At 51.8% G+C, this 25518-nt stretch carries 31 protein-coding genes; all 31 read right to left on the bottom strand.

Features of this window, described 5'->3' with window-relative positions; genetic code table 11:
• Positions 1-332: 332 nt before the first annotated feature.
• Entirely contained in the window at positions 333-761 is a 429-nt protein-coding gene (locus B1781_RS04715) for a tetratricopeptide repeat protein (protein WP_078118559.1), read from the bottom strand.
• Positions 762-962: 201 nt separating this feature from the next.
• The gene (locus B1781_RS04710; protein ID WP_078118558.1) at positions 963-1286 is read right to left on the bottom strand and encodes a hypothetical protein; all 324 of its coding nucleotides are present in this window, start codon (positions 1284-1286) and stop codon (positions 963-965) included.
• 647 nt (positions 1287-1933) lie between these two features.
• Positions 1934-2326, bottom strand: coding sequence for a DUF6678 family protein (locus tag B1781_RS04705; protein WP_125931909.1), 393 nt, complete (start codon positions 2324-2326; stop codon positions 1934-1936).
• A gap of 158 nt (positions 2327-2484) precedes the next feature.
• Positions 2485-2883 (bottom strand): WapI family immunity protein, encoded by a 399-nt coding sequence (locus B1781_RS04700; protein WP_078118556.1) that lies wholly within the window; start codon positions 2881-2883, stop codon positions 2485-2487.
• 147 nt (positions 2884-3030) lie between these two features.
• Positions 3031-3408 (bottom strand): hypothetical protein, encoded by a 378-nt coding sequence (locus tag B1781_RS22820; RefSeq protein ID WP_125931908.1) that lies wholly within the window; start codon positions 3406-3408, stop codon positions 3031-3033.
• 140 nt (positions 3409-3548) lie between these two features.
• Positions 3549-3815 carry a DUF3592 domain-containing protein gene (locus tag B1781_RS23665; protein ID WP_456300673.1) on the bottom strand — a complete coding sequence of 89 codons (267 nt, stop codon included), beginning with the start codon at positions 3813-3815 and terminating at the stop codon, positions 3549-3551.
• Between the two features lie 1544 nt (positions 3816-5359).
• Entirely contained in the window at positions 5360-5491 is a 132-nt protein-coding gene (locus B1781_RS23385; RefSeq protein WP_334223883.1) for a hypothetical protein, read from the bottom strand.
• A gap of 683 nt (positions 5492-6174) precedes the next feature.
• The gene (locus B1781_RS04680) at positions 6175-6579 is read right to left on the bottom strand and encodes a hypothetical protein (protein ID WP_078118552.1); all 405 of its coding nucleotides are present in this window, start codon (positions 6577-6579) and stop codon (positions 6175-6177) included.
• A gap of 208 nt (positions 6580-6787) precedes the next feature.
• The gene (locus B1781_RS22815) at positions 6788-7171 is read right to left on the bottom strand and encodes a DUF6756 family protein (protein WP_125931907.1); all 384 of its coding nucleotides are present in this window, start codon (positions 7169-7171) and stop codon (positions 6788-6790) included.
• 716 nt (positions 7172-7887) lie between these two features.
• Positions 7888-8217 carry a DHCW motif cupin fold protein gene (locus B1781_RS04670; protein ID WP_078118550.1) on the bottom strand — a complete coding sequence of 110 codons (330 nt, stop codon included), beginning with the start codon at positions 8215-8217 and terminating at the stop codon, positions 7888-7890.
• A 146-nt stretch (positions 8218-8363) separates the two neighbouring features.
• Positions 8364-8729 carry a hypothetical protein gene (locus B1781_RS04665; RefSeq protein WP_125931906.1) on the bottom strand — a complete coding sequence of 122 codons (366 nt, stop codon included), beginning with the start codon at positions 8727-8729 and terminating at the stop codon, positions 8364-8366.
• Positions 8730-8872: 143 nt separating this feature from the next.
• A complete protein-coding gene (locus B1781_RS04660) occupies positions 8873-9424 on the bottom strand; it encodes a tetratricopeptide repeat protein (protein WP_078118548.1) in 552 nt (183 codons plus the stop codon).
• 160 nt (positions 9425-9584) lie between these two features.
• Positions 9585-10376: a hypothetical protein gene (locus B1781_RS04655; protein WP_125931905.1), complete on the bottom strand. Its 792-nt coding sequence runs from the start codon at positions 10374-10376 to the stop codon at positions 9585-9587.
• A complete protein-coding gene (locus tag B1781_RS04650; RefSeq protein ID WP_078118546.1) occupies positions 10366-11076 on the bottom strand; it encodes an HNH endonuclease in 711 nt (236 codons plus the stop codon). The genes B1781_RS04655 and B1781_RS04650 overlap by 11 nt, the downstream gene beginning before the upstream one ends.
• Positions 11077-11213: 137 nt before the next feature.
• Positions 11214-11795 (bottom strand): hypothetical protein, encoded by a 582-nt coding sequence (locus B1781_RS04645; protein WP_078118545.1) that lies wholly within the window; start codon positions 11793-11795, stop codon positions 11214-11216.
• Positions 11796-11936: 141 nt separating this feature from the next.
• Positions 11937-12302 carry a putative signal transducing protein gene (locus tag B1781_RS04640; protein ID WP_125931904.1) on the bottom strand — a complete coding sequence of 122 codons (366 nt, stop codon included), beginning with the start codon at positions 12300-12302 and terminating at the stop codon, positions 11937-11939.
• Between the two features lie 1297 nt (positions 12303-13599).
• Positions 13600-14043, bottom strand: coding sequence for a hypothetical protein (locus B1781_RS04630; RefSeq protein WP_125931903.1), 444 nt, complete (start codon positions 14041-14043; stop codon positions 13600-13602).
• Positions 14044-14189: 146 nt separating this feature from the next.
• The gene (locus B1781_RS23565) at positions 14190-14570 is read right to left on the bottom strand and encodes a DUF805 domain-containing protein (RefSeq protein ID WP_078118541.1); all 381 of its coding nucleotides are present in this window, start codon (positions 14568-14570) and stop codon (positions 14190-14192) included.
• Positions 14571-14727: 157 nt separating this feature from the next.
• On the bottom strand, positions 14728-15072 hold the full coding sequence (locus B1781_RS04620) for a hypothetical protein (protein ID WP_125931902.1): 345 nt from the start codon (positions 15070-15072) through the stop codon (positions 14728-14730).
• A 264-nt stretch (positions 15073-15336) separates the two neighbouring features.
• Entirely contained in the window at positions 15337-15612 is a 276-nt protein-coding gene (locus B1781_RS04615; RefSeq protein WP_078118539.1) for a hypothetical protein, read from the bottom strand.
• A gap of 2037 nt (positions 15613-17649) precedes the next feature.
• Positions 17650-18111 carry a DMP19 family protein gene (locus B1781_RS04600; RefSeq protein WP_078118536.1) on the bottom strand — a complete coding sequence of 154 codons (462 nt, stop codon included), beginning with the start codon at positions 18109-18111 and terminating at the stop codon, positions 17650-17652.
• 128 nt (positions 18112-18239) lie between these two features.
• A complete protein-coding gene (locus tag B1781_RS04595; protein WP_125931900.1) occupies positions 18240-18575 on the bottom strand; it encodes a hypothetical protein in 336 nt (111 codons plus the stop codon).
• A gap of 131 nt (positions 18576-18706) precedes the next feature.
• Entirely contained in the window at positions 18707-19153 is a 447-nt protein-coding gene (locus B1781_RS04590) for a hypothetical protein (protein WP_125931899.1), read from the bottom strand.
• A 132-nt stretch (positions 19154-19285) separates the two neighbouring features.
• Positions 19286-19699, bottom strand: a complete 414-nt coding sequence (locus B1781_RS04585; protein ID WP_125931898.1) for a hypothetical protein — start codon at positions 19697-19699, stop codon at positions 19286-19288.
• 102 nt (positions 19700-19801) lie between these two features.
• A complete protein-coding gene (locus B1781_RS22810; RefSeq protein ID WP_164513250.1) occupies positions 19802-20125 on the bottom strand; it encodes a hypothetical protein in 324 nt (107 codons plus the stop codon).
• A gap of 145 nt (positions 20126-20270) precedes the next feature.
• Positions 20271-20666, bottom strand: coding sequence for a hypothetical protein (locus B1781_RS04580; protein ID WP_125931896.1), 396 nt, complete (start codon positions 20664-20666; stop codon positions 20271-20273).
• A 1105-nt stretch (positions 20667-21771) separates the two neighbouring features.
• A complete protein-coding gene (locus B1781_RS23560; protein WP_125931895.1) occupies positions 21772-21912 on the bottom strand; it encodes a DUF4431 domain-containing protein in 141 nt (46 codons plus the stop codon).
• Positions 21909-22418 carry an HNH endonuclease gene (locus B1781_RS23555; RefSeq protein WP_078118531.1) on the bottom strand — a complete coding sequence of 170 codons (510 nt, stop codon included), beginning with the start codon at positions 22416-22418 and terminating at the stop codon, positions 21909-21911. Before B1781_RS23555 ends, B1781_RS23560 begins: the two co-directional genes overlap by 4 nt.
• Before the next feature lie 1915 nt (positions 22419-24333).
• On the bottom strand, positions 24334-24720 hold the full coding sequence (locus tag B1781_RS04565) for a DUF4160 domain-containing protein (protein ID WP_078118529.1): 387 nt from the start codon (positions 24718-24720) through the stop codon (positions 24334-24336).
• A gap of 147 nt (positions 24721-24867) precedes the next feature.
• On the bottom strand, positions 24868-25122 hold the full coding sequence (locus B1781_RS04560) for a hypothetical protein (protein WP_078118528.1): 255 nt from the start codon (positions 25120-25122) through the stop codon (positions 24868-24870).
• A complete protein-coding gene (locus B1781_RS04555; protein ID WP_078118527.1) occupies positions 25123-25371 on the bottom strand; it encodes a hypothetical protein in 249 nt (82 codons plus the stop codon).
• Positions 25372-25518 lie beyond the last annotated feature (147 nt).

Genomic DNA, 25518 nt, shown 5'->3' with positions numbered 1-25518 from the left:
TCTCGAAACTCGCAAGCGCTCGCTAATTATGGGCCACGGGTTATCAAGATACACCGCAATCACGTACCGCGAATAATCGCTGGCCACCAAAGAAAGCGGCCTCGAACGCTCACTTTAGCCGCTACCGCCGGACCACGAAACCCTCTCGCCGCACAGCAGCCTATTTACTGGCACGGGCTGCCCAGCGCCCATTTTCTTTTGCGCGCATCTAACGCCCAGGTAAGCGGCGTTTGGTGCGGAGAGGGCTTTGCGCAAACATGGCGAAGCCATGCGCAAAAGCCCGCGGAGTACCAAACGTCCGAGTGAGCATAGCGAACGGCTTGACCGCCTTGTTAGGTTCTAGTTCTGTACGGACCATCAAACTGCGACAGATACTGCTGCGCCTCCGTGTTGCCCAGTTCCGCAGCTTCGGCAAACAAGCGGTTCGCCATAGCTCGATTCAATGTAACGCCTCGACCATGGAAGTACAGAAGCGCCAGCTGATAATTCAGACTCCCGTAGCGATGATCATTTTCAATTTCCGAGTACGGGGCCAAGACCTCAAATGCTTTTTCGTACTCGCCCCTTTCGTAGAAGCCACTGCTTAGGCCAAGGATACGGCTTGCTTTAAATTCAGCACATAGCTGCTTCCCGAGACCAATCTTCGCAAGCGCACAGACAATTGTGGCGATAATTTTGGCAACTCGGTTCACCGGCCTAACTACGCTCGCTTGGAAGTTGCGCCATTGCTTTTCTGAACCTAACGCCATGGTAAGCGGCATTCGGCATGGAGTGCTTGCTCGGGGAACAATGCCGAAGGCATACCCGAGCAAGTGCGGAGTGCCGAATGTCCGAGTGAGCGCAGCGAACGGCTTGACCGACTCGTTAGGCAAAACTCACTCATTAGTTGCCCCTCTTCTCCATAGAGCTGCCGAAAGCGGTGAAAAGACATGCGGCCGAAATCGTACCAAGCTGTGAAGTGCTCAATTTGTTCCACTTCCTTGGTATCTTCCCTCGTGTTTGTGCACCGCGGGATAAACCACCCGATTGATGTACCACAGCAAGTGAACGAAATAAATTACTCCGCACAATAGCCCTGCGGTAATCGACAGCGCTTCAACATGACTACCGAACAGGAGTGGCCCAATCCATTCGTTCCAAACGGTGAGAAACAAAAGAAAATTGACCAAGAATAAAAGCCAGATGCCCGCCGTTTTCCATCCTACGCGCTCCTGCTGTAGCGCGAACTTCACTACGGCTTTGATGTGCTTTTTATCTTTGTGCTTGAACTGCGGAAATTTTGGCACGCTCCAATACACGAAACTTCCTTATTAATGCCTAACGCCCAGGTAAGCGGCATTCAGCACAGAGCGCTTGATCGGGCGACAATGGCGAAGCCAAGCCCGAGCAAGTGCGGAGTGCTGAATGTCCGAGTGAGCGCAGCGAGCGGCTTGACCGACTTGTTAGATGCTTTTTGAAATGCGGTAACTCGGAGGCCAAACAGAACATTCTGTACTGGGCCAGACCGATGCCCGTTGGCTCGACGGATCGCACGGCTGCGAAATGACCATGCTCGACGATTTGCACTGGCATTCCTATTTGCACAGCGAAACAACCTCCATATCTCATAACTCGCAAGCGCTCGCTAATTATGGGCCACAGGTTACCAACCTACACCACAACCACGTACCGCGAATAATCGCTGACCACCAAAGAAAGCGGCCTAGACAGCTCACTTTAGCCGCTACTGCGGGACCACGAAACCCTCTTGCTACACAGCAGCCTTTTTACTGGCACGGGCTTGCCAGCATTCATTTTCTTTTGCGCGCATCTAACGCCAAGTTAAGCGGCGCTTTGCGCGGAGTGCCTGGTGCGCAACAATGCCGAAGGCATGCGCAACAGGTGCGGAGTGCAAAGCGTCCGAGCGAGCGTAGCGAGCGGCTTGAACGCATTGTTAGGGCTTGTAGCCAAATATAGTAATGTGTTGCTCATCGACTTCTATTGGCAGTAGGCCGACATTCTTCAAACGCGCCGTCAATTCGAGACTCTTGGACTCATCGGCAAATTTTTTTCCCGTACTTGTGTTCCTGAATTCTTCGAACCGCTCGATGCGAATTGCGAAGATATCTTTATACTCTACCGGACCACCGATAAGGCAGCCATCGCCCACATGACGCTCGAACAGACCAAGGTTCTCCAGCGCTTGAAGTGTTCCGTATTTTTCTTCACCAACATAGGCTATGGAAAACCAAACTTGAGCCGAGGAGATTTCAGCTAGCACTTCACGCCACTTCGTATTATTCATAAGTGCCACGGAGTATCGAGCTGTGAGCTGGCCGGATTCCATTTTTGTATCTCCGTACTTATTCGCCCTAACGCCAGGTTAAGCGGCATTCGGTACGGAGCGCTTGATCGGGCCAACATGGCGAAGCCATGCCCGAGCAAGTGCGGAGTGCCGAATGTCCGAGCGAGCATAGCGAGCGGCTTGAACGCCTTGTTAGGTGTCTACACTTCACCACTGACTACTCTTTCGATAGATTTTGCAATCGAAGGCAAAAACGTTTGATCGATTGAGAGCTCGAAGGTCAGTTGATTATCGCGTTCACCATAGTATTTGATTGCCTTTCCCGTAACTGATACCTGGCCCCTCGCATCCATCGCAAGCCGCAACTCCAGCTCTTTTTCAAGCGGACTAAAATTCGCCACCCCTTCGAGCTTTTCATAGAGCGCCAAAATTTCTTTTCGAAACTCTACGAGATCTCTGATTTGGATGTAGGGCTCAAGTTGTGCCAGGAATCCAGAGACTCTAACCTCCACTTTTGCGGAGCAGAAACCATCGGCATCGATTTCACCGATTGGGCCGATCATTACGTGTTCGCCGTGCAGTGAGCCGATCACGATCATTTTTTCACCTAACGCCCAGTTAAGCGGCGTTTGGTGCGGAGCGCCTTTTGCGCAAGTATGGCGGAGCCATGCGCAACAAGGTGCGGAGTACCAAACGTCCGAGCGAGCATAGCGAGCGGCTTGAACGACTTGTTAGGGCCAGCTTTGCTAATCACCCGAACCACCCATACTTGAGCCACCACTTGAATGACCATGGTTTCCGCCCGCGCCCGTTGCGCCGAAATCTACCGCTTGACCCAGATTTTCATCGCGGTGGTTATGCGGAGAGCGTGGCTTGCCAAATACCAAACTACGTATTGGCCAAGGCACCCATTTTCGACGTATTGCTTCCGGCTCATTTTGCCTAACAAGGTACAAGATGAGCATAGCGCCGAGGACTGGAACAAGCCATACGACAGTTATTTGCGCCTTTCTTTGAAAAGAATCTAGCGTGCCATCGTGACTTGCAGCGAAAGTGCTAAGTACATTCAGCCACAGGAACAGCACCACCGGTACTCCAACAATGAGAAGCGTAGAAATATCCATTTTCGTGTATTTGCCCTAACGCCCAGTTAAGCGGCGTTTCGCATGGAGCGCTTGATCGGGGGAAGATGGCGAAGCCATGCCCGAACAAGTGCGGAGTGCGAAACGTCCGAGCGAGCATAGCGAGCGGCTTGAACGCCTTGTTAGGGCAACCTCTTGGCCCGCCATAACCTCAACCACCAGAATAGCGCTAAAAGTGTAGCGCTCAACGACAAGCTCCACACAAAGATTAACCCCCAAGGCAAGCGCTTCGTCAATAGACTTTCGTTGTGATTCGAAGGATTGTAGAAGACTACCACTTCGGTGCCGGCACCAAGACTTCGTGGCTTATCTAGAGAACCTTTACCGGAGTGGGTAGAACCTTCGACCCTATATTCATAAGCCGCTTCGACCTTCAATGTTTGGGCCATGGGCCCCTTCATTGACCAGGACGTTGAGCCCTCCCAAGAGCTTCTTACCTTCAGTAATTTTCCTTTTGTACTTGGCCAATGGCGAACAGCCAAATGAGTAGCCGCGATCTCCGCCAATTGCCATACGCAAAGCAGAGACAAAACAATCAAAACCCTCGCAATTGGATCGAGTGATCTTCCCACCTTCTTGCCCTAACGCCATGGTAAGCGGCATTCGGCATGGAGTGCTTGCTCGGGCGATAATGGCGAAGCCAAGCCCGAGCAAGTGCGGAGTGCCGAATGTCCGAGTGAGCGCAGCGAACGGCTTGACCGACTTGTTAGATGACTGGCCATACGCACCAAGCTTGATAGACGGATGACTAATACGCTGCGTGAGAAACGATTACCACCGCAACCTGAAAACGGCATGACCCAGAAATTGCCATGCGTGACGTTTTGCAACGACTTACCTATTGGCACAGCGAAACAACCTCCCTATCTCAACACTCGCCAGCGCTCGCTAATTATGGGCCACGGGATATCAAGATACACCGCAACCACGTACCGCGAATAATCGCTGGCCACCAAAGAAAGCAGCCTCGAACGCTCACTTTAGCCGCTACTGCCGGACCACGAAACCCTCTCGCCGCGCAGCAGCCTATTTACTGGCACGGGCTGCCCAGCGCCCATTTTCTTTTGCGCGCATCTAACGCCCAGGTAAGCGGCGCTTTGCGCGTAGTGCCTGCTGCGCAACGATGCCGTAGGCATGCGCAGCAGGTGCGGAGCGCAAAGCGTCCGAGCGAGCTTAGCGAGCGGCTTGAACATCTTGTTAGGCATCATCACCTACCTGATAAGGGTAATGGATACTATTTAGCCAGCCGCGGAGGTTGGCCAACCCGAAGTGACCGGGTGTGGTTGGCTCGTACAACTGTACGTCGTCACCTGAGGCAGGCGTACTACCGTAGCCTGTGCCTGGGTTTGCGCCGCTAGACGACTGCACGTCGAGAGTGAACTTTGTCAGCGGGCGACCACTTTGAACGATGTAAGCTCTGAAGAGCATTAGTGCCGGGATTACATGATTAAACCAGTCCTCAACTGGCTGATCGGCGCCTAGCCTTGGGTACCGATACGAACTCCCCCCTAGATTTTGCCACCCAAAGCGCTCAAAGGCGCATTGAATTCGATTACGCTCTAAAGATGGAGCGCCCTCTATGTCAAAAGTTAAGATGACAGGCACAGTGCCTCCTTGTTTATGCCTAACGCCCAGTTAAGCGGCGGCCAGCACGTAGCGCCGTTTGCGCAACAATGGCGAAGCCATGCGCAACACGGTGCGGAGTGCTGGGCGTCCGAGTGAGCGTAGCGAACGGCTTGAACGACTTGTTAGGTGCGCGACAGTGCGCGTTATCATGGGCGATGAAATAGCCTCTGCGCTCATCAAATGGCACTCCTACCAAGTCCGCACACTGTTTGTTGCTCGCGTTTCCTCGCACTGACCTTCACTCCATGATTCACTTGCGTACCGCGAACATGGCTTCGCGAACCCCCATTTGAATGCCGCACCGATCTCATTCCGCTATCGAGCGGCGCGCTTCGATGAAGACTAGCACTGCACCGGAAATTCCGTCGCTGCGCTCGGCCGAGAGCGCCGTAGTTTCCGCAACTGCCTTGATTGCAAGAAACACAATTTTCTTCTGCACCTAACGCCCAGTTAAGCGGCGCTTTGCGCGGAGCGGCCGCTGCGCAACAATGCCGAAGGCATGCGCAGCTGGTGCGGAGTGCAAAGCGTCCGAGCGAGCTTAGCGAGCGGCTTGAACGACTTGTTATGTGCTTTCATCACTCTGATAAGCAGATCCAAACTTTGCCCCACACTTTGTGCATAAAGAGGCGCGCCACGTTTTTAGCTTCGCATTGCATTGTGGGCAGTTTCTTACCTTTGTGGGGCATTTTTCAAAAAGGCCATGCTCTGCCCATGACACCGCTTGTTCTCGCGTTGCGCCTTCCAACGACATGAGACTGTTGATAAAGGCTTCCTTGCTACTTGAATCGTATCGGTGAAGATATTCGATACGGACTTTTCTCCGAAAGATCATTTCTCCACAGTTGTCGCACATCACCTTCTGCATTCGACGTTCTTCTTCACACATAACGCCCAGTTAAGCGGCGCCCAGTGCGGAGCGCCGTTTGCGCAAACATGGCGAAGCCATGCGCAAAAAGGCGCGGAGTGCTGGGCGTCCGAGCGAGCATAGCGAGCGGCTTGAACGCCTTGTTAGCTGCATTCTTCTTGCTCAATTCGTTCTCTAATCTGCTCTATGGAGCCCAGCTTCCCTTCGGGCGCCAACTCCATCAGTGCTGAGCAGCAAGCCACGAACTCTTTTTCTCGTTACTGTTTCAACAGCACTTTCGCCTTCAGAAAATGCAACAGCCACTCTTGCTTCGCACCAATACCAATAGACCTCCCGATTTCTTCGAGTGCTTCCGAAAATCTGTTTTGGCAGAACAGAGTTTCACCCAAGGTGAATCGCGCGAAAGTGACTACGACGGAAGTTACTTCGTTATGCTCCACAGCTACATTTAGAGCCATTCTTTCATACCTTTCCGCATCGCCGAATTTCTTCAGGCCCCTCAGGACAAGGGCATATTCGTGGTAGAGATCTGACGCGCGCCAAGATTCTGCTTTGACGTGGGGAATCACTTCGGCGAAACATTCCTCCGCTTCTTCAAGCTTTCCCTGTTTGAAGTTTTCCCATGCTTCTTCGTACTTGGCCGACACCTCTTTCTTTTTCACAGCGACTTTCCGCAGCTAACGCCCAGTTAAGCGGCGCTCAGCTCGGAGCACCGTTTGCGTGAAAATGGCGAAGCCACACGCAACACGGTGCGGAGTGCTGGGCGTCCGAGCGAGCATAGCGAGCGGCTTGAACGCCTTGTTATGCGCTGCACGCTTCCAGCCTCGACGAAATCGGTTTGCCTACCCCAATTACCAAGTTATGGTGATTTTAACAGAGAAGCCAAGCCTTCGATTTCGGGATGATGTAATACTCGAATGCATAACACTCCCCGATAACCTTTTGAATGGTATCTGGAGTGGCTTCGTATATGGGAAAAAACGGCAATTGATCCTCTTCCACTACGAACCACACCCTCTCCTCGGGATTCGGAACCAACTCCACAATTCTTTCGAAGCCTTTTCCATCCTCGAAGTTTCTTGACGAACTTGGCTTCGAGAACGCCTCCCACCACCAGCGACGATCTGCGCCAGTAACAAACTCTGCAAAAAGCTCCTGATAGAGAACGCTTCCTTCGTCATTTGGTAGCAGCCTAAATGATCTCGGAGAGAGTCCTAACTTGCGTACGGCGCTATCTATTTCAGGAGTAACCAATTCCGTGCTCGTTCTTTCTACGCATAACGCCAGGTTAAGCGGCACCTAGTGCGGAGCGCTTGCGGCGCCATAATGCCGAAGGCAGGCGCAAGCAAGTGCGGAGTGCTAGGTGTCCGAGTGAGCGCAGCGAACGGCTTGAACGACTTGTTAGCCATTCTACCTTTCTAACCACATTCGATACTCACACTCGCCAAGAGCGCTTTTGCAAAAGAATACCCAAATTTGATGCGCCTCCGCGTACTCCCCAATTTCAAACCCGCGCGCTTCTTGTTTGGCCAACGTTTCTCGCCAGTTTTCGAAAGGCGACGCTCTCGACGGCGATGAGAGCTGCGCAAAGAACTCGCGATGATCTGCTTTCGTGTACTTGAATTTTCCCCACGATATATTGAGATCGAGGTCGTTGTTCGTTTCAATCTCCGTTGCCGACGACGGAATAATACCGGGCAGCCAGCCATTCGCTATTTGCCCATCTACGGTCGCGACCCCTTTATTCGGATAGGAAGTAGTGACTACATCGCAACCCGACAGCGCGGACGCAATCAGTACAAGTAGAATACGCCGAATCAACATCTTTCTGTGGCTAACGCCCAGTTAAGCGGCGCTTTGCGCGGAGCGCCGGCTGCGCAACAATGCCGAAGGCATGCGCAGCAGGTGCGGAGTGCAAAGCGTCCGAGCGAGTATAGCGAGCGGCTTGAACGACTTGTTAGGCATACGCATCAATCGACAACAAACAGCTTCGCACCAATACTTGTGGACGACCGATGAGCTTCCGCATTATCTGCCACCTGATAACTCATACCGGGTTTGAGAATGAATTGGCGACCATCTTCCAACTCTGTGTGCAATTCGCCTTCGAGACAAAAAATAATATGCCCTTTTGAACACCAATGATCAGCCAAATAGCCCGGCGAATATTCGACCATGCGAACGCGTATATTCGCGAACTGCTGTGTTCGCCAATACGCGACACCACTTTCGCCGCGGTGTTCCGTTTTTTGAATACCAGACCAATCGGTTGTACCAAACGAAATATCGCTAATATCCATTCTTCTTTTTTCCCTTCTTGCCTAACGCCAGGTTAAGCGGCATTCAGCATGGAGCGCTTGCTCGGGCAAACATGGCGAAGCCTTGCCCGAGCAAGTGCGGAGTGCTGAATGTCCGAGTGAGCGCAGCGAACGGCTTGAACGCCTTGTTAGGTGCATTTCTGCTCATCTTTTGTGGGCCATAGGAATTCGGAACACGCAAACACGTAGCTCACTCCGACGATGAAAATTACAGCATAGCCCCAGTGCTGATTGGCGTAAAAAAACACCGAAGCCAGAACCGCAGCGCAAACAGTAAGTATCAACGAAGCTATTAGTGCGATTCGATTGAATAGCAGCATACCGACCGACAACCCAACCATTGCAAACGACGCTGGCAACCCAATCCATTGCTGGTGCGCTCTGTACTCGGTGAATCCGAAGGTATAAATCCACACCGCCGCAAAAAACAGTGGCACTAAAGCACACAGGACAATCAAACCCTTCTGCATTACGCGGTTGCTAAAATTTCTCATTCTTCGACCACCTAACGCCAAGTTAAGCGGCGCTCAGCATGGAGCGCCGTTTGCGTGAAAATGGCGAAGCCACACGCAACACGGTGCGGAGTGCTGGGCGTCCGAGCGAGCATAGCGAGCGGCTTGAACGCCTTGTTATGTTCTTACTCTTCAATTGCTGATGCCATCGCGGCAAACTTCAAACCCGCTTCTGTGTTGCCTTCTCTCTGAAATTCTTCACTGTAAGCAGCAAGGACCTCGGCCGTGTACTTTTTCTCACGAGGTGAGAAATGATCTGTTAACTCGTAGGCCCTAGTTAAATAAGGTGCACCTTCCTTCCATTTTTCTTGCCCGGCGAGTGACGCCGACAGCTCTACGAGGCGGCGCCCGATTCGGAGGGGTGACGGTGAAGGAAGGGATTCTTCTATTGCCAGGGATTGCTTCATAAGCTCCTCCGCCTCTGGAAACTTAGCAAGTTGGCGTTTAATGCGGGCCAGGTTGTACTGCTTCTGCGATCGTTCAGCGGGGCCGAGATTTCCCCACGCCACATTGGTTAGCGCACGACCACATGCCTCCTCTGCCACGAGAAGATTGCCATTATGCTCTGCCGCGAAGCAGGTTTGCTGGTAATTATCGGCCGTGACTTGATTGATCGGATTTGCGCACCCACCAGCCGACACAACCACGCTCAGAACAATCAGTTTCTTAAATTTCATTTGTGCTTCCTTTCAGAACATAACGCCTAGGTAAGCGGCGCTCGGCATGGAGCGATTGAACGGGCAAAAATGGCGAAGCCATGCCCGAACAAGCGCGGAGTGCTGAGCGTCCGAGTGAGCCGCAGGCGAACGGTTTGACCGACTTGTTATGCACCGTTCGCTACTCCGAACATGCCACTATTCTGTATTTAGGGCGAACATGATTTCGGTTCCACTCGTTCGTACCCTCAAAGGGCATTTTCATTGCTGGGTCGCCTAAGTCTGCTTCCGCAAGGCAAAGTTTGTTCGGAAGTGGCCCGCCCTCCGCACTCCGCGCGCTCTTTGAAAAGACATCAATGAAATAGTACTTGTTGGGCTCTATCGTGGCTGTGATTCGGTACTTCTCTACTGACCGGTAATAAGAAGCACTCCCTAGCCCCCCCATATATAGAAAGGAATGGTTAGCGCTACTTGGAATGATTTCTGGATTATCTGTTTCCCATTCCATCTCAAACTCATGATTCCCTGGCGTGACTTCGACAATTTTGGGCTTTCGAATTGGCCGATCATCATAGATTGCCGTGCCATCAACAGCCGAAATGTTCGCCGAAACATGGTCTTCCGCTCGGGCGAAAGATTTGGTGATTATTTGAGCTATCGCTGAATTCCCACCTGCGCCTACCCCGCCATTGTGTAGCTTGATGACTTCTGGTTTCGCCACTATGCATCCCTGCAGAAGGGCGAGCAGACTTGTGACAAGAATGGCCTTTGGTAAAGCACGCATGTTAATTCCCTTCGACTTAGCGGGCGCACCGGCTTTCAGTGCATAACGCCCAGGTAAGCGGCGTTCAGCATGGAGCGGTTGCTCGGGCAAAAATGGCGAAGCCATGCCCGAGCTAGCGCGGAGTGCTGAACGTCCGAGTGAGCCGCAGGCGAACGGCTTGACCGCATTGTTAGGCGAACTAGAACTCATGCATTTCTTCCCACGACTTTCGCCCTACGATTGGCTCCCGATTCGACGCGAAAAACCGCCACATGAAGTGCCAGCCTCCTTCGTACCGAGCAAGATCAAATAGACGATCATTCATTTCGTATCGCAGATAGAAGAAGCCATCATCTTCAATCAGTTGTACGGTTTCTCCTGGAAAAATGGTATCTCCCAGAGACATCTCCAGCATTCTGAATGGCGATTGATCGACTATTTCGTTTTCGTATTCATCGAAATCGCAGCCTTCTACTGGCACTTTCATAGGGAAATACAGCTGAAGCTTGCAACGATCGACGGGGGAAGTTTCTGTATTGGTATAGGACACCAATAGGCTATAGCGATGTAGTTCGGCCATAGCCAATTTTCTCTTGTGTGATACCTCAAACCCGTTACCAATAGCCAACTCTGGGTGATGCTCGCAGTATTTCAGCCATTCATCGCGATGGCGAACAAGTTCGGTTGGAGAGTACTTGGTACCAATCGGATGTTTCGCATTGTAATGACCAGCTTCACCGTGGCACTGCAAGCACAGGACAATGGCATTCTCCGGGGTGCTCGGGCCTCCTTCGGACTCCGGCACGATATGATGAACATTCACCGAACGGCCAGCAAACTTGTGGCACACGCAACAGCGACGACGCGCTTTGACAAGTAGGTCTTCTCTCAGCTGAGGTGAAAACGGCATCTTCTTTTCCCGCCTAACGCCCAGTTAAGCGGCGGCCAGTACGGAGCGCCGTTTGCGCAACAATGGCGAAGCCATGCGCAATAAGGTGCGGAGTGCTGGGCGTCCGAGCGAGCATAGCGAGCGGCTTGAACGACTTGTTAGGTTTTTTCACCAAGAAAAGTAACCAACAGTGTGGATCTTGAAATGAACCGGTATTCTGGAACTGCAAGATTCTTTTCCTCGATGCTCGAGCCCGCATAAACCCGCCCGGCTTTATCGTAAATTTCGCCTTCTGCCCTGTTGACGAAACCTCCAAACCAGGGGTGAGTCGAAGGATAGCCCATAAACGTTAGATCACCCGGCATATACTCGACCCAGTAGGGCAAACGCTCAGCATGAGTGTAAGCAACGAAGTACTCGGGGTTCACTGAACGGAAAGGATTTTTAGCCTCAGCAGGCTGGCGGCTTCGTTCGGACATCGGATCTTTCAGATAACCTGATAGGCCCTGAAGGTTTTCGAGATCTTCCTTGGTTCTACGAAGCACCATAATTCGGTGTTTGCTCGGGCTGGAGTAGTACTTCAGGTCACCCGGCGCCAGATCAGAAACATCGACCTGTAGCACGAGATCACTTCGCGACATGCTTGGATTCAAAGCAGACAGCAGCACCCAAGCCACTCCTCCGACAATTGCGACTGCCGAGAACACCATGAAGGTCTTGTAAAGCGTGCGAATTTCCATATTCGTAAACCTAACGCCCAGTTAAGCGGCATTCGGCATGGAGCACTTGCTCGGGGAACAATGCCGAAGGCATGCCCGAGCGAGTGCGGAGTGCCGAATGTCCGAGCGAGCATAGCGAGCGGCTTGAACGCCTTGTTATGTTCATTGGCTGTTAAGAAACCATGCCAAACCGAAGAACCCGAGTATTATTGCGATAGCTGTAATGGCGAGGTTTGCATATGCCTGGCCAACGGTTGCCGAGTTTTTCGCACTGCTATTGTTTTGTTGGTAGAAGCGACGGACGTCGACGCCCGTAGTGACTTCGTGTGCTTCATCTAAAACCAACTGATCTGCATCGTACGCCTGTTCATCAATGTAGATCCATAGCTGAGCTTGATTGAAGGAAAACGGTAGCACAACTCTGGAAACATTCTCTCCAAGCACAACGGCAGGAATACCTTTGCCTTCAAGACGCAACTTCAGTGCATGTAAATATGAATGATCAGATGCGCGAGTGATTAACTTCATGGCTCTTGATGAACATAACGCCCAGGTAAGCGGCGTTTGGTGCGGAGCGCCTTTTGCGCAAACATGGCGGAGCCATGCGCAAAAAGGTGCGGAGTACCGAACGTCCGAGTGAGCGTTAGCGAGCGGCTTGACCGACTTGTTAGATGCTTTTGGAAATGCGTTAACTCGGAGGCCAAAAAGAACTTTCTGCGCTGGACCCGGCAGATGCTCGATGGCTCGACGGAAAGCACAGCACTGAAATGGCCGTGCTCAATGTTTGCCGCTGACATTCCTATTGGCACCTTGAAACAACCTCCTCATCTAGAAGCTCGCAAGCGCTCGCTGATTATGGGCCACGGGCTATCAACCTACACCGCAACCACGTACCGCGAATAATCGCTGGCCCGCAAAGAATGCGGCCTCGATTGCCCACTTTAGCGGCTACTTCGGGACCACGAAACCAGCGTTTAGCACAGCAGTAGTTTTATTCCTTCGGAGCTGCCAGCTTTCTTTTTCTTGTGTGCGCATCTAACGCCCAGTTAAGCGGCGTTTGGTGCGGAGCGGGCGATGCGCAACAATGGCGAAGCCATGCGCAAGCGCCCGCGGAGTACCAAACGTCCGAGCGAGCATAGCGAGCGGCTTGAACGCCTTGTTAGGCGAATTTCGATGCGAACTGTGCTCACGGACTTAGCTACCCAGAAAGACTTCGTAAACTGGAAGACCCATATAAGTGGACCCATTCACAATGCTTAACCCCTCGAAGTATGAGTGATCCTGAGCTTTAAGGTACGGATGGGCCGCTTGGTGTATTTTGAACAGAATTTCGCCGGCGCTTAAACTGGCACCGTCACTGCGAATTTCCACCTCTTTCCACTCCGTTACCCATTCGACCTCGTTACTACGAACTGCGGGATGTTCCGCGTGGTACTCATAGCGCACTGCTATTGCTGAGATACCTATGGGTGATTCGAGGCTTGACGGAGGTATCGGATAGCCTATCTCATCGTTATATCTATACACATCCTCGACGAAGCTTTGCAGATCATTTGCGGCCGTTTCGCGGAATGACCAAGCAACGCCAGACAGAAGCTGTTCGGGACGATGCTCTTCTGAACACCCAGCAACCAGAAGGAACGCGCTCGGAAAGAGTAGGCCCGTCAAAAGGTACCGCATATCTTTGTTTTCCTTTTTTCGCCTAACGCCCAGTTAAGCGGCGTTTTGCGCGGAGCGCCGGCTGCGCAACAATGCCGAAGGCATGCGCAGCAGGTGCGGAGTGCAAAGCGTCCGAGCGAGTATAGCGAGCGGCTTGAACGCCTTGTTAGAACCGATTAAGCAATGCCGAGATTTTTTCATCGATAGCTTGAGCCTCTTTCAGGAAGCGCGACCGCTTGTTAACCATATTTCGGAATAACTGTTCGTCGTAACTTTCGCTGTACTTCAAATTCTGAATCGAGGATTCCAATCGTTCGCACTCCATGAGCAGAAATTGCTGCCTCATTGAATAGGCACCGATGACATTCGAATCGACCTGCTGCTTTGATTGGGTAAGCATGGCGGCAAGAGCCAAGATTAAAGCGATAGGTGACATGAAAGCGCTCAATACGCCGAAAGAATCACCGAGTTCAGCCGTATTCTTCGGTAACTTGATTGCTTGCGTGGATTCGATCAGCCATCCAGGCTCGTAAAGCTGGAGCAAAACGGCTCCAAAAACAACCCATACGCAAATCGATACGACCAATAGCAACCAGATCGATATTTTCACAATAACTCCTTTTGTGTGGTTTCTTTGGTTCTAACGCCCAGTTAAGCGGCGCTTTGCGCGGAGCGCCCGCTGCGAAACAATGCCGAAGGCATACGCAGCGGGTGCGGAGTGCAAAGCGTCCGAGCGAGCATAGCGAGCGGCTTGAACTACTTGTTAGGCGCATACCCTTCTCCGGAACCTGGTGCACCAAACCGATTGCCGCTCCCCGGGCCTCGTAAGACGAAACCTTGGATCACCAACCACAATATTCCGGCCACTGGAATTATGCTTGAAAGGAGCGCAAGCCCCGAATAATTCCGGTCATGCAGCCGTTTGACCCAGATATTGATGTTCGCGAAGAACAATGGAACCAGTACTAATGCTGCTAAGGCCACCATTTTTACCGGCGGCTTTCCTTCATAGACGACTATTGCGGACCAGATTGCTCCAAACCACAACGGCAAGAAAACCAATTGGAATGCCGCAAACGATTTTCTCGATATTCGACCATGGTTCGTCCACAGATATTCGAGCCAACTCCTTTTCATGCTTTTCCTTTTGCTCGCCTAACGCCCAGTTAAGCGGCGCTCAGCGTGGAGCAACGTTTGCGTGAACATGGCGAAGCCACACGCAACACGGTGCGGAGTGCTGGGCGTCCGAGCGAGCTTAGCGAGCGGCTTGAACGCCTTGTTAGCCGAGCCGCACTCACTTGGCAAGGATCTCCGCGGCGGAACGCGCTCCGACCACGATAACTATCGCCAAAGAGATTTGGAGCAAGTAAAAAACTAGGAACTCCTCCATGACCTCAACTTTCCGCCGCTTCCACATCTGCTGAAGATGCACCCCCACACGCTTAAGCGGCGCAAATTCTTGCCTCTCAATGGCACGAGACGCTCTGCGGAACCAGATTTTATTCCGGCCCACACATTTTTCTCGAAACATGGTTGTGTTCGCGTAAACCGCAATAGCGAAATAGAAAAGGAGTAAGTAGAACCCAAGTGTAGGCAACCAATTGCTCATATCGAACCTAGTGAAATCCAGCTTTTCCATTGTGACTGCCACGAATGTGAACAAGAGCGCTTGAGGGGTCAGATTACGCAAGAACTCCAGGTAGGCACTTCTCGCAGGCCCCAACACTTGGACTCTTTGAATGAACTTCCTTTTTCTCATGTATTACTCCGGCTAACGCCATGGTAAGCGGCGTTTGGTGCGGAGCAGGTGCTGCGCAAACATGGCGAAGCCATGCGCAAGCGCCGGCGGAGCACCAAACGTCCGAGTGAGCATAGCGAACGGCTTGAACGGCTTGTTAGGCATTTAGGAGAAGATGGAAGACACGAATTCAGAAACCGCCTCAATGACTTCCATGACCCCATCAAGAATCGATTCGAAAAAGCCCACTACCATCTCAATCAGGCTTTCTCCTTCCATTACGCTCGGTGCACCCAAGCCAAGTACTGCAGCCGCAAGCGCCGCCCCGACATACAAATTTATTCCGACCACGAGCACATAGACTACCGAACCGATAAAAAGACACGCTGCAACGGCAGACAAGAACCTAAATCCAATCGGCTTATCTTTTCTATTTGTCATATTTCTTCCTTAAGAAAACTCGGCGATTCTCGAATTTAAATACAAAAGAACAAGCGAAGCCAGTTTCCCTTTACGCCTAACGCCCAGGTAAGCGGCGTTTGGTGCGGAGCGGGCGCTGCGCAAACATGGCGTAGCCATGCGCAAGCGCCCGCGGAGTACCAAACGTCCGAGTGAGCATAGCGAACGGCTTGAACGCCTTGTTAGCGCTTGAGGAGCTCTGCATTATTTGCCCTACGCGCAAACTCATTTTCGATACCAACGAGTTTAACTTGATCTCCGACGTTCGCAGATAGCCACATATTCTTAGGCAAGCATACCCTCTCTGGCCTTTGCCATACCTCCATTTGCACGTAAACCGGATACGAACAGCTCCAACGATTGAACGGCTTTTCATCCTTCCTGACAACCTGGGTGACGACCTCAAACTTTTCTGAACTGGCGTATAGAGACAAAGAGGGAAAACCATGTGCCACCGCACCCCATACCAGAATCGCGATAAAAAGCGCGAAAACAAGTGCCGCGACAACCCTCGTTGCCCACCCAGACTGACGCGCTTTCTCGGTAGTGGGGTTAAGTAGGAATGGAAGCACAACAACGAAGCTAGATACGTAGAAAAGCCACCAATACTCCAACCCCCATCCCCGCACCTCAATACTTCTGATGAAATACAAAGACATGGTGCTTTGGTATAAACCATAGACACCGACACTAACCAGTAGAAACAGAAGTACTCGATGAACCTTTTCCCAGGCATTCAAGCTTTGACCGAACACATGCACCCTCGTGTTTCAGCGCTAACGCCAGGTTAAGCGGCACCTAGCGCGGAGCGCCTGCTGCGCCATAATGCCGAAGGCGGGCGCAAGCAGGTGCGGAGTGCTAGGTGTCCGAGCGAGCATAGCGAGCGGCTTGAACGCCTTGTTAGGCGGTCTTTCTCAAGCATGATAACTCCTCGTAAAATACCAAAACACAACAATCATGGCAGTTAACGGGACGACGTACTCAACGAACATGTAGTAACCAGTGGTGAGTTCAGCAATGACCAAGAATGGCAACCATGCCAAAAGGAACAAGAACAGTGGATATGGCATTTTCACTGTTTTGGAAGCTAGGAGCACTGGGTATAAATAGAGTGCCGTAAAGCCCAGACCAATTACCCAGTTTTGAAGACCTCGAGCGGTCCCAATTGACCAAATAGGAGGCCGAGATTCCGGACCCGCATACGCCTCGAACCCTCCCAACCATTGAACTACAAGAACTTCGTTTGCAATTGATGCGATGAGGATGATGGGCAATAAGGTAAGACTGTACCCAAGGATCAATCTGTTCACTTATTCGCCTAACGCCCAGGTAAGCGGCGTTTGGTACGGAGCGCTTTTTGCGCAACGATGGCGGAGCCATGCGCAAAAAAGTGCGGAGTACCGAACGTCCGAGTGAGCATAGCGAACGGCTTGACCGCCTTGTTAGCTGAATTCATTGGCTAGCCCTCTTTCCGCGCGGTACTTTCGACCCAACCAATCAACCTTGGCCAAGACCTCTCTATTCGCTCGCCCGACAATTCGTACAACACATGATCGCGGCCAAGCTGCTTCAGCATAATTGAACCCAATTTCCGCAGTTTGGAACTCGGACAATTGAAAACCCTCCGATTTCGCGATTGCCTCGAACTTTCTGGAAAGACCACGAACGGCGCCAGACGTGGGCAACGATGCACGATATTGCTCCGAACATATTTCGCTGGTAATCAAATTGAAGCATACCAACGAGACACCCTGAGTAATGCATTCCTCGCCTAAGCGCGGGTGTAGCCACGACAAACCGCTCACTGCATGTTGAGCGGTACTGTATGCCACGCTTCTCGCTCGCTTAATTCGATTCACGATCTTCTTACAGCTAACGCCCAGTTAAGCGGCGCTTTGCGCGGAGCGCCTGCTGCGCAACAATGCCGAAGGCATGCGCAGCAGGTGCGGAGTGCAAAGCGTCCGAGCGAGCTTAGCGAGCGGCTTGAACGCCTTGTTAGCGTTACCTCCGATCGCGAAGCTAATCCGCATAATTTTCTTCGAAGTACTTAACGACAACCGCTTCCGCGACCTCCGCGATAGCATAGAATTCTTTGTTTACCGCATCGAGCGCGACAGACCACTCCGGCTCAATACCCTGTTCGATTTCTTCCTCGCTCCAACATAGCAGTTGCGCAAGTTGTTCTTCGAATTCCTTGGACACCCCGTTCGAAAAGATGATTGACTCGGCTTTTTCTACGAGTTCTGCAATCTTGGGAGCACCATTTTCGCGAAACGCCCTTTTTGCAACCTCAATTTCTTCTCTCGACGCCAAATCGAAGTATGTATGAAAGCCACCTCGTAAGACCGCACCTCTCAATAGATTTAGGGCATAGAATGTTCTTTCGCGACAGGTAAGCGACTCTAAACCAGCCTTCTTCTCTTTCTGAGAAACCGCAAGCCAAGCATCCCAGAATGGATCAGATTCTTCGCTGGAATTCATGACGCTAACGCCAGGTTAAGCGGCACCTAGCGCGGAGCGCATGCTGCGCCAAAATGCCGAAGGCAGGCGCAAGCAGGTGCGGAGTGCTAGGTGTCCGAGTGAGCGTAGCGAACGGCTTGAACGACTTGTTAGGCATTAGACCGCACCAAGTAAGACACCACCAAGAGCACGGGCGCCGCCAACATGCCTAGGTAGAAGTTAGCCGAGAAAAGCAAAGCTCGAACGTCACCCATCTTTGATACGCCACCTTCTTTTCGCAGCCAACGTTCCAATGCAAATAGCCAGAAATGGTGAGCAAAGACGGCGGCACACAACACCGCAAACAATTCGCCGGAAACCCAGCTTTTGTTCACCAATGTAATTAGCGCAAGAACCCCAAAGATGCCTACCGTAGCCATAGCGTACTTAAACCAAGCCTTCCAGATGCTCCGCACTGTTGACTCTGCGTAAGTAGCAATTTTCATTTCTTGCCTAACGCCAAGGTAAGCGGCGTTTGGTACGGAGCGGGGGCTGCGCAAAAATGGCGAAGCCATGCGCAAGCGCACGCGGAGTACCAAACGTCCGAGTGAGCATAGCGAACGGCTTGACCGCCTTGTTATGCATTCTTCAACCTTTCGAACGCAGCTTCGGGAAACGGATACTTACCAAGGGTTCTTCCAGCAGCACCGCAATGCTTTTGCACCTCAGCAAGCATGGAGCGCACAGCACCAAGCAACTCCGCGACCGAAACTTCAAAAATTGCCAGCACTTCTTCCTGCGCTTGGCCTCCTAAAACCGCATAGGGGATGGCTACCCACACCAATTTGATTTCAACTCTACCATCGCCAAGAGGCGCCATTCCGAGAAGATGCTGACCGGGTTCATTCTCGAACGCGACTTTTGCTTCGCGGCCTTCTAAGACAGTTGAGCTAGTTACTTCGGCAAACTCTCCAAGGCTATCAATGGCATCTGTTCCTTCAAATTCCCACGAGCGTTCACCCACCATCATTCCGAAGTGAGCTACATTTTCCGACGATTTACTCCAAGTAAACGAAAGGCTCATTTTTATGCATAACGCCCAGTTAAGCGGCGGCCAGTGCGGAGCACCGTTTGCGCAAAAATGGCAAAGCCATGCGCAAAAAGGTGCGGAGTGCTGGGCGTCCGAGCGAGCTTAGCGAGCGGCTTGAACAACTTGTTAGGCATTCGGCTTCACCGCGAAAAACCAAAAGATTGCTGCCCCAAGTACACCGATAATGCTGAAGACCATTGATTGATAAGCGAGATCTTTCAGCGAATCATTTCCGAACGGTTTCGCTAAGGCAACAAAAAAAGGACCGGGAATGATGCCGATCAGTGCATACCAGACAATTCGCGTATGGTTTCTTCGTTTCAAAAGCAGGTGGATCGGTATCGCCCATGCGACTAGAAAGCCTAGAATTACGAAGGGACTGACAATAGCTACTCCAATTGCAAGCGCTTCCTGGAGATCGTTATTTGTACCTAACGCAAAGAATATGGCAATTGAACTGAGCCACATGCCAAGCGCCGAAACTAGACTCCCTCGAATTAGCTGCATATTCATTTTTGCTAACGCCAGGTTAAGCGGCACCTAGCGCGGAGCGCCTGCTGCGCCACAATGCCGAAGGCAGGCGCAAGCAGGTGCGGAGTGCTAGGTGTCCGAGCGAGCGTAGCGAGTGGCTTGAACGCCTTGTTAGGTGCTTACGCTTTGCCTGCATTCGTTGCACCAACATTCTCCGTTGCGGCATGTGCCAGGGCGCAAGATCCTAGCAATAGCATCGAATATATCGCCTGTTTCGAGTTCGCCTGGGCTTGTTGCCTCATCAAGCGTTAAATCGCCACAGCGCACGCATTTTGAGATGGTATACCGTTCCGACGAGTAACCTGCAAATTGATATTCGTCGAATTCAGCGCCAAACTTTTGAAGAACCTCTTTCAATTCTTCAATCAACCGTTCTCTCTCAGAATCTGAGAAATCTTCCGGCAACCTGTGAAACAAAATCGATCCGAATTCCATATCTTCTTTTACACCTAACGCCCAGGTAAGCGGCGTTTGGTACGGAGCGCTTTTTGCGCAACGATGGCGGAGCCATGCGCAAAAAAGTGCGGAGTACCAAACGTCCGAGTGAGCATAGCGAACGGCTTGACCGCCTTGTTAGAGTTCATGTTTTCTTTAGCCCCCTTTGGATCAGCCAAATCAGGCCTCCTGCTAGCACCAAGAGCTGAATTCTCGCCAACGCAAGCACCTGATTTACAACAGCGTAAGACTCACCAGGCTCTCTGCCAATATATGCCAACAATTGCCAGCCAACACCGATCAACAAGCCAACTACTGCAGCATTGAACACCGCACTACATTTTGCGAAGCGAGCCGCTAAATAACCGGGAATCACAAACGTAAGCCAAAACCCCAAATCGAATACGACATCGGGAATCTGAAAATCCGACGTTTGTGCGAGCGATACGGCGAACACCAATTGCGCCACCAAATATGACGAAAGCGCGATCCCTATTGACTGCCAATTTCTTTCCAAGATCTTGATGAACTCTAACGCCATGGTAAGCGGCATTCGGCACGGAGCACTTGCTCGGGCGACAATGGCGAAGCCAAGCCCGAGCAAGTGCGGAGTGCCGAATGTCCGAGTGAGCGCAGCGAGCGGCTTGACCGACTTGTTAGATGAGTTGCCATACGCACCAACTTTGATAAAAAAATGGCCGATACGCTGCGTGCTGGACGGTTGCCGCCGCGAACTGACGACGGCACAAAACACAAATGGCGATGTGCAATGATTTGCACAGACGTTCCTACTGGCACAGCGAAACAACCTCCCTATCTCAACCCTCGCAAGCGCTTGCTAATTATGGGCCACGGGTTATCCACATACACCGCAACCACGTACCGCGAATAATCGCTGGCCACCGAAGAAAGCGGCCTTGATAGCTCACTTTAGCCGCTACTGCCGGACCACGAAACCCTCTCGCTACGCGGCAGCCTATTTGATGGCACGGGCTGCCCAGCACTCATTTCTTTTACGCGCATCTAACGCCCTGGTAAGCGGCATTCGGCATGGAGTGCTTGCTCGGGGAACAATGCCGAAGGCATACCCGAGCAAGTGCGGAGTGCCGAATGTCCGAGTGAGCGTAGCGAACGGCTTGACCGACTTGTTGGATGAGTTGCCAAACGCACCAGCCTTGATAAGCAAATGGACGATACGCTGCGTATTAAAAGATTGCCGCTGCAACCTGAAGACGGCATGAAACAGACTTGACCAAGCGCAATGATTTGCACCGACGTTCCAACTGGCACAGCGAAACAACCTCCCTATCTCAACACTCGCAAGCGCTCGCTAATTATGGGTCACGGGTTATCAAGATGCACCACAACCACGTACCGCGAATAATCGCTGACCACCAAAGAAAGCGGCCTTGATAACTCACTTTAGCCGCTACCGCCGGACCACGAAACCCTCTCGCTACACAGCAGCCAATTTACCGGCACGGGCTGCCCAGCACTCATTTTCTTTTACGCGCATCTAACGCCCAGTTAAGCGGCGGCCAGTGCGGAGCGCCGTTTGCGCGAATATGGCGAAGCCACGCGCAACACGGTGCGGAGTGCTGGGCGTCCGAGCGAGCACAGCGAGCGGCTTGAACGACTTGTTAGGCTCATTGTGATTCGACCGATTCGACTTCCATAAGCGCATCACCACGGTGATGCCCAGTGTGAGATTGCCACAGCTTCCCGCTCACTATGGCGTTATCCAACAGAAAAGAATTGATCTCGCTAAATGCCTCGCTTGGGATCATCTGCAACCGGCGAAGCCGCCAATTTCATAAGATGACTCGTCTTCAAACGAGGATGCAATGAGCGTTATCGGCTCTTTTAGCACCAACATCCAACATACCTCTCGCGTATCAGTTTCGAGAGACTCATAGTTCGGCGGGCCAGGAAAGGCTTCACGCCAAACATACCCTCCAAGCTCGACTCTTTGACCTTCATACATTTTCGACTCTTCATCTCGAGGCACAATAGCGCGCGAAAGATCACTCACCGCTGCAAACCATTTATCTCGATGCCCCCGAAGCTCATTTGACGAAAACTTCGTACCTTTTGGGTGGGCCGGATTGTAGTGCTCAACGTCAGCGTGGCAATTGAAGCAAAGAGGAATACAGTTTTCGATTGTGGATAGCCCACCTTTTGACTCAGGCACAATATGATGCAGCTCGATTTTCGTGCCACAGAAGGTATGACAAATACTGCATCTTCTCCCACAGGACACTAGGGCTTGTTCTTTGACTTTTCTTGGCCACATCTTTTTTATGCCTAACGCCGTGTTAAGGGGCGGCCAGTGCGCAGCGCCGTTTGCGCAACAATGGCGAAGCCATGCGCAATAAGGCGCGGAGCACTGGACGTCCCAGCGAGCATAGCGAGCGCCTTGAACGCCTTGTTAGAGCTTAAAGCCAACCGACCAATGAGCCGTAACTCTGCACGTTAACGGACGGATTTGGCGCGCTATTGTTATCGATCAATTTCCAACGAAATGTTCTGTTATTCGAAACTGGGCAAATAACTAAGCCACCACTCCATTCGGAGCCATATTCTGTGACAGAGATATTCGAATAGTGCGCGATCGAATCATTGAAATTTCCCGCGGAATCCGCGCAGACAAAGGATCCGCTATCACTCTCATTTGTAGTGTGAACAATCACATTCATGAGTACCGCTTTAGCGCTCTTTGGAATAAGTGACGATACGTCTTCCGTATGGACAGCGCCTATTTTGTTCGCATTCCATAGGATTTTATATTCAGAGGAGGGGAGGAACTGGAAACGCTGGTTGAGCGATTGGATTTGATACAACAACCAAATAGCAGATGCTAGAGCGAAACCACTAGATATAATTGCTATTGTAGATGCACTGTGGCCGCGACTGCGTTCGCTATCGCTTCCCTCAGGACCCTTTACCCTCGAACGATCGATTAACGCCAATACTATGCTCCCTAGAACGGGTATGGCTGCGACGAGAATTTGTGTGTAGTCCACGGTTCCTCCTGTTTTACGGCTCTAACGCCGTGTTAAGGGGCGGCCAGTGCGGAGCGCCGTTTGCGCAACAATGGCGAAGCCATGCGCAAAAAGGTGCGGAGTACTGGACGTCCCAGCGAGCATAGCGAGCGGCTTGAACGCCTTGTTAGATGCGCTACGGAGCGCGTTACCAACTCTATCGGATTTACCCATTTATGCTGCCACCGTATTAAGAAACACCGCATTTTTTTCTTCCAAGTGAGGAACGATCAAATTGCTCCCGAATTACGGACGTTTACTCACGAAAGATATCGCCTGTAAAAAGCCACAAAAGCCCAAATCAGAACCATCAAGCCAAGACCATAGTTGAATAGAAGATCGATTAGGCCACCCTCTTTGACGACCTTCTTCGGCAGAAAATAGTATTTATGCACCAACATGATTGAAAGCGGGACAATCAAGAATATGGTTACAAAGATCTGATATCCATTCATAAACACAACCAGCCCAGAATCCCAACGGGTGCAGCCAAATTACGAAAAAGCAGAAAATTGCCTCTGGCCAGCATCTAACGCCAGGTTAAGGGGCGTTCAACGCGGAGCGCCTGCTTGGGCAACAATGGCGAAGCCATGCCCAAGCGGGTGCGGAGTGTTGAACGTCCCAGTGAGCGTAGCGAACGGCTTGAACGCCTTGTTAGATGCGCCACGGAGTACGGAAACACCGAACCTGAAGCCGCGACAATTTTGCTCGGTTTTGAATTCATGCTCTTCCCTGCGAGTGAGCGCCCTTTCCGATAAGAGCGCCACTTGGCCTTTTCTTTTTTCTTTCCTACGAAGTGCGGTGAATCTGCATTCGCACTCATCGTTTCAGGATTACCTTGCCTTCCTCGGTTCCACGGGCCTTCCGCCCCACCGCGCTTCGACTTTCTCGAATTTACCACGAGTAACAAAGAATTCGGCCTTTCCGCTGCCATAGTGGTATTTGGATTTCGGTACCACGCCACTCAATGTTCCACGAAAGAGGCTACTGTGATTCAAACCCGCCGCAACAAACTCTTAAGCATTGCCATCTAACGCCGTGTTAAGGGGCGGCTGGTGCGCAGCAGCTTTTGCGCAACAATGGCGAAGCCATGCGCAACAAGTTGCGGAGTGCCAGACGTCCCAGCGAGCATAGCGAGCGCCTTGAACGCCTTGTTAGAAGCGAGCCTCACTCGGTGTAAGCCCCAACGGGACAATCTGTTGGCCTCGTTGAATTCCATGCGTGAATCAGTTGCTCCCTGCTTCTCTGGTACCACCACTCAATAAGCGCCTTTTCTCGACGACCCACATTGCCTTGAAGATGCTCGCAGCTCTCGAGTGAAAACGAGGCATTAACGCCACCGCCACGCACATGAAAATGGGGCGGCGCATGTTCTTTTGCGAATACCTCGATTTTTAAACCTTTCACTTGGGCTACTAGCTGGCGAATGTAGTAAAGGCTGCCATCTTCCCCAATTGAATATCCCCCACCCAGAAGCAATTTCAAAACTTCAGCGATCTCTTCTAAGGAGATCGCCTCAGCCAGCTTCTTTTCTATGAGATCTTCCGGGACCATGTTTCTTTTTGCTTCTAACGCCAGGTTAAGGGGCGGCCAGTGCGCAGCGCCGTTTGCGAAACAATGCCGAAGGCATTCGCAAAACGGCGCGGAGTACTGGACGTCCCAGCGAGCATAGCGAGCGCCTTGAACGCCTTGTTAGAGCATTCACTGCTCATTGGCCCGACATCTCAAGCGAGCCCACGAGTAACCTATAAGGCCAGCAATACATAAGCCAGAAAATGCCATGGCGTGGAGCGGAAAATGACCAAGCGCCTGAACGAATGTTGCTCCTTCTTCTTTCATGTAACCAAACATGAGCGGCCAGAGGATTTTGCCGTACGTTAAGACAACAATAAGCGTTCCCCAGATAATAAAACGCGGAATCAATGCCTTAAGTTCCGACGAGCTACCCGATTCCATTCAGAACACCGTAAACAGCAGAACCGCCAAAGCCAAAGGCGTTAGCGCATTCAAACCCCAAAACCACCGCCACCATTTAATTGCCGGCGCTTTGCTAATGAAGGTGCCAATGACCACCACACCGGCGAAGAGAAACACTGGTACGCCGAATCTTAATAGGCAATGGGCGAGATCAAAATCCGCTTGGGCGCTCCCCGCACCTGCAGCCGTATACGAGGTAGCAGCGAACCAGAGCAACCAAATATTCATAGCAGTCACAGCCGCTGCGGGACCGATTCTTAGTACAAACTCCATTCGCGCTCGTTTTTGCTCTAACGCCGTGTTAAGGGGCGGCCAGCGCGTAGCGCCGTTTGGGTGAACATGGCGAAGCCACACCCAATAAGGCGCGGAGTGCTG

The sequence above is a fragment of the Thiosocius teredinicola genome (genome assembly GCF_002009425.1).
GTDB lineage: Bacteria > Pseudomonadota > Gammaproteobacteria > Chromatiales > Chromatiaceae > Thiosocius > Thiosocius teredinicola.
This window is presented reverse-complemented; position numbering and strand designations above follow the sequence as displayed.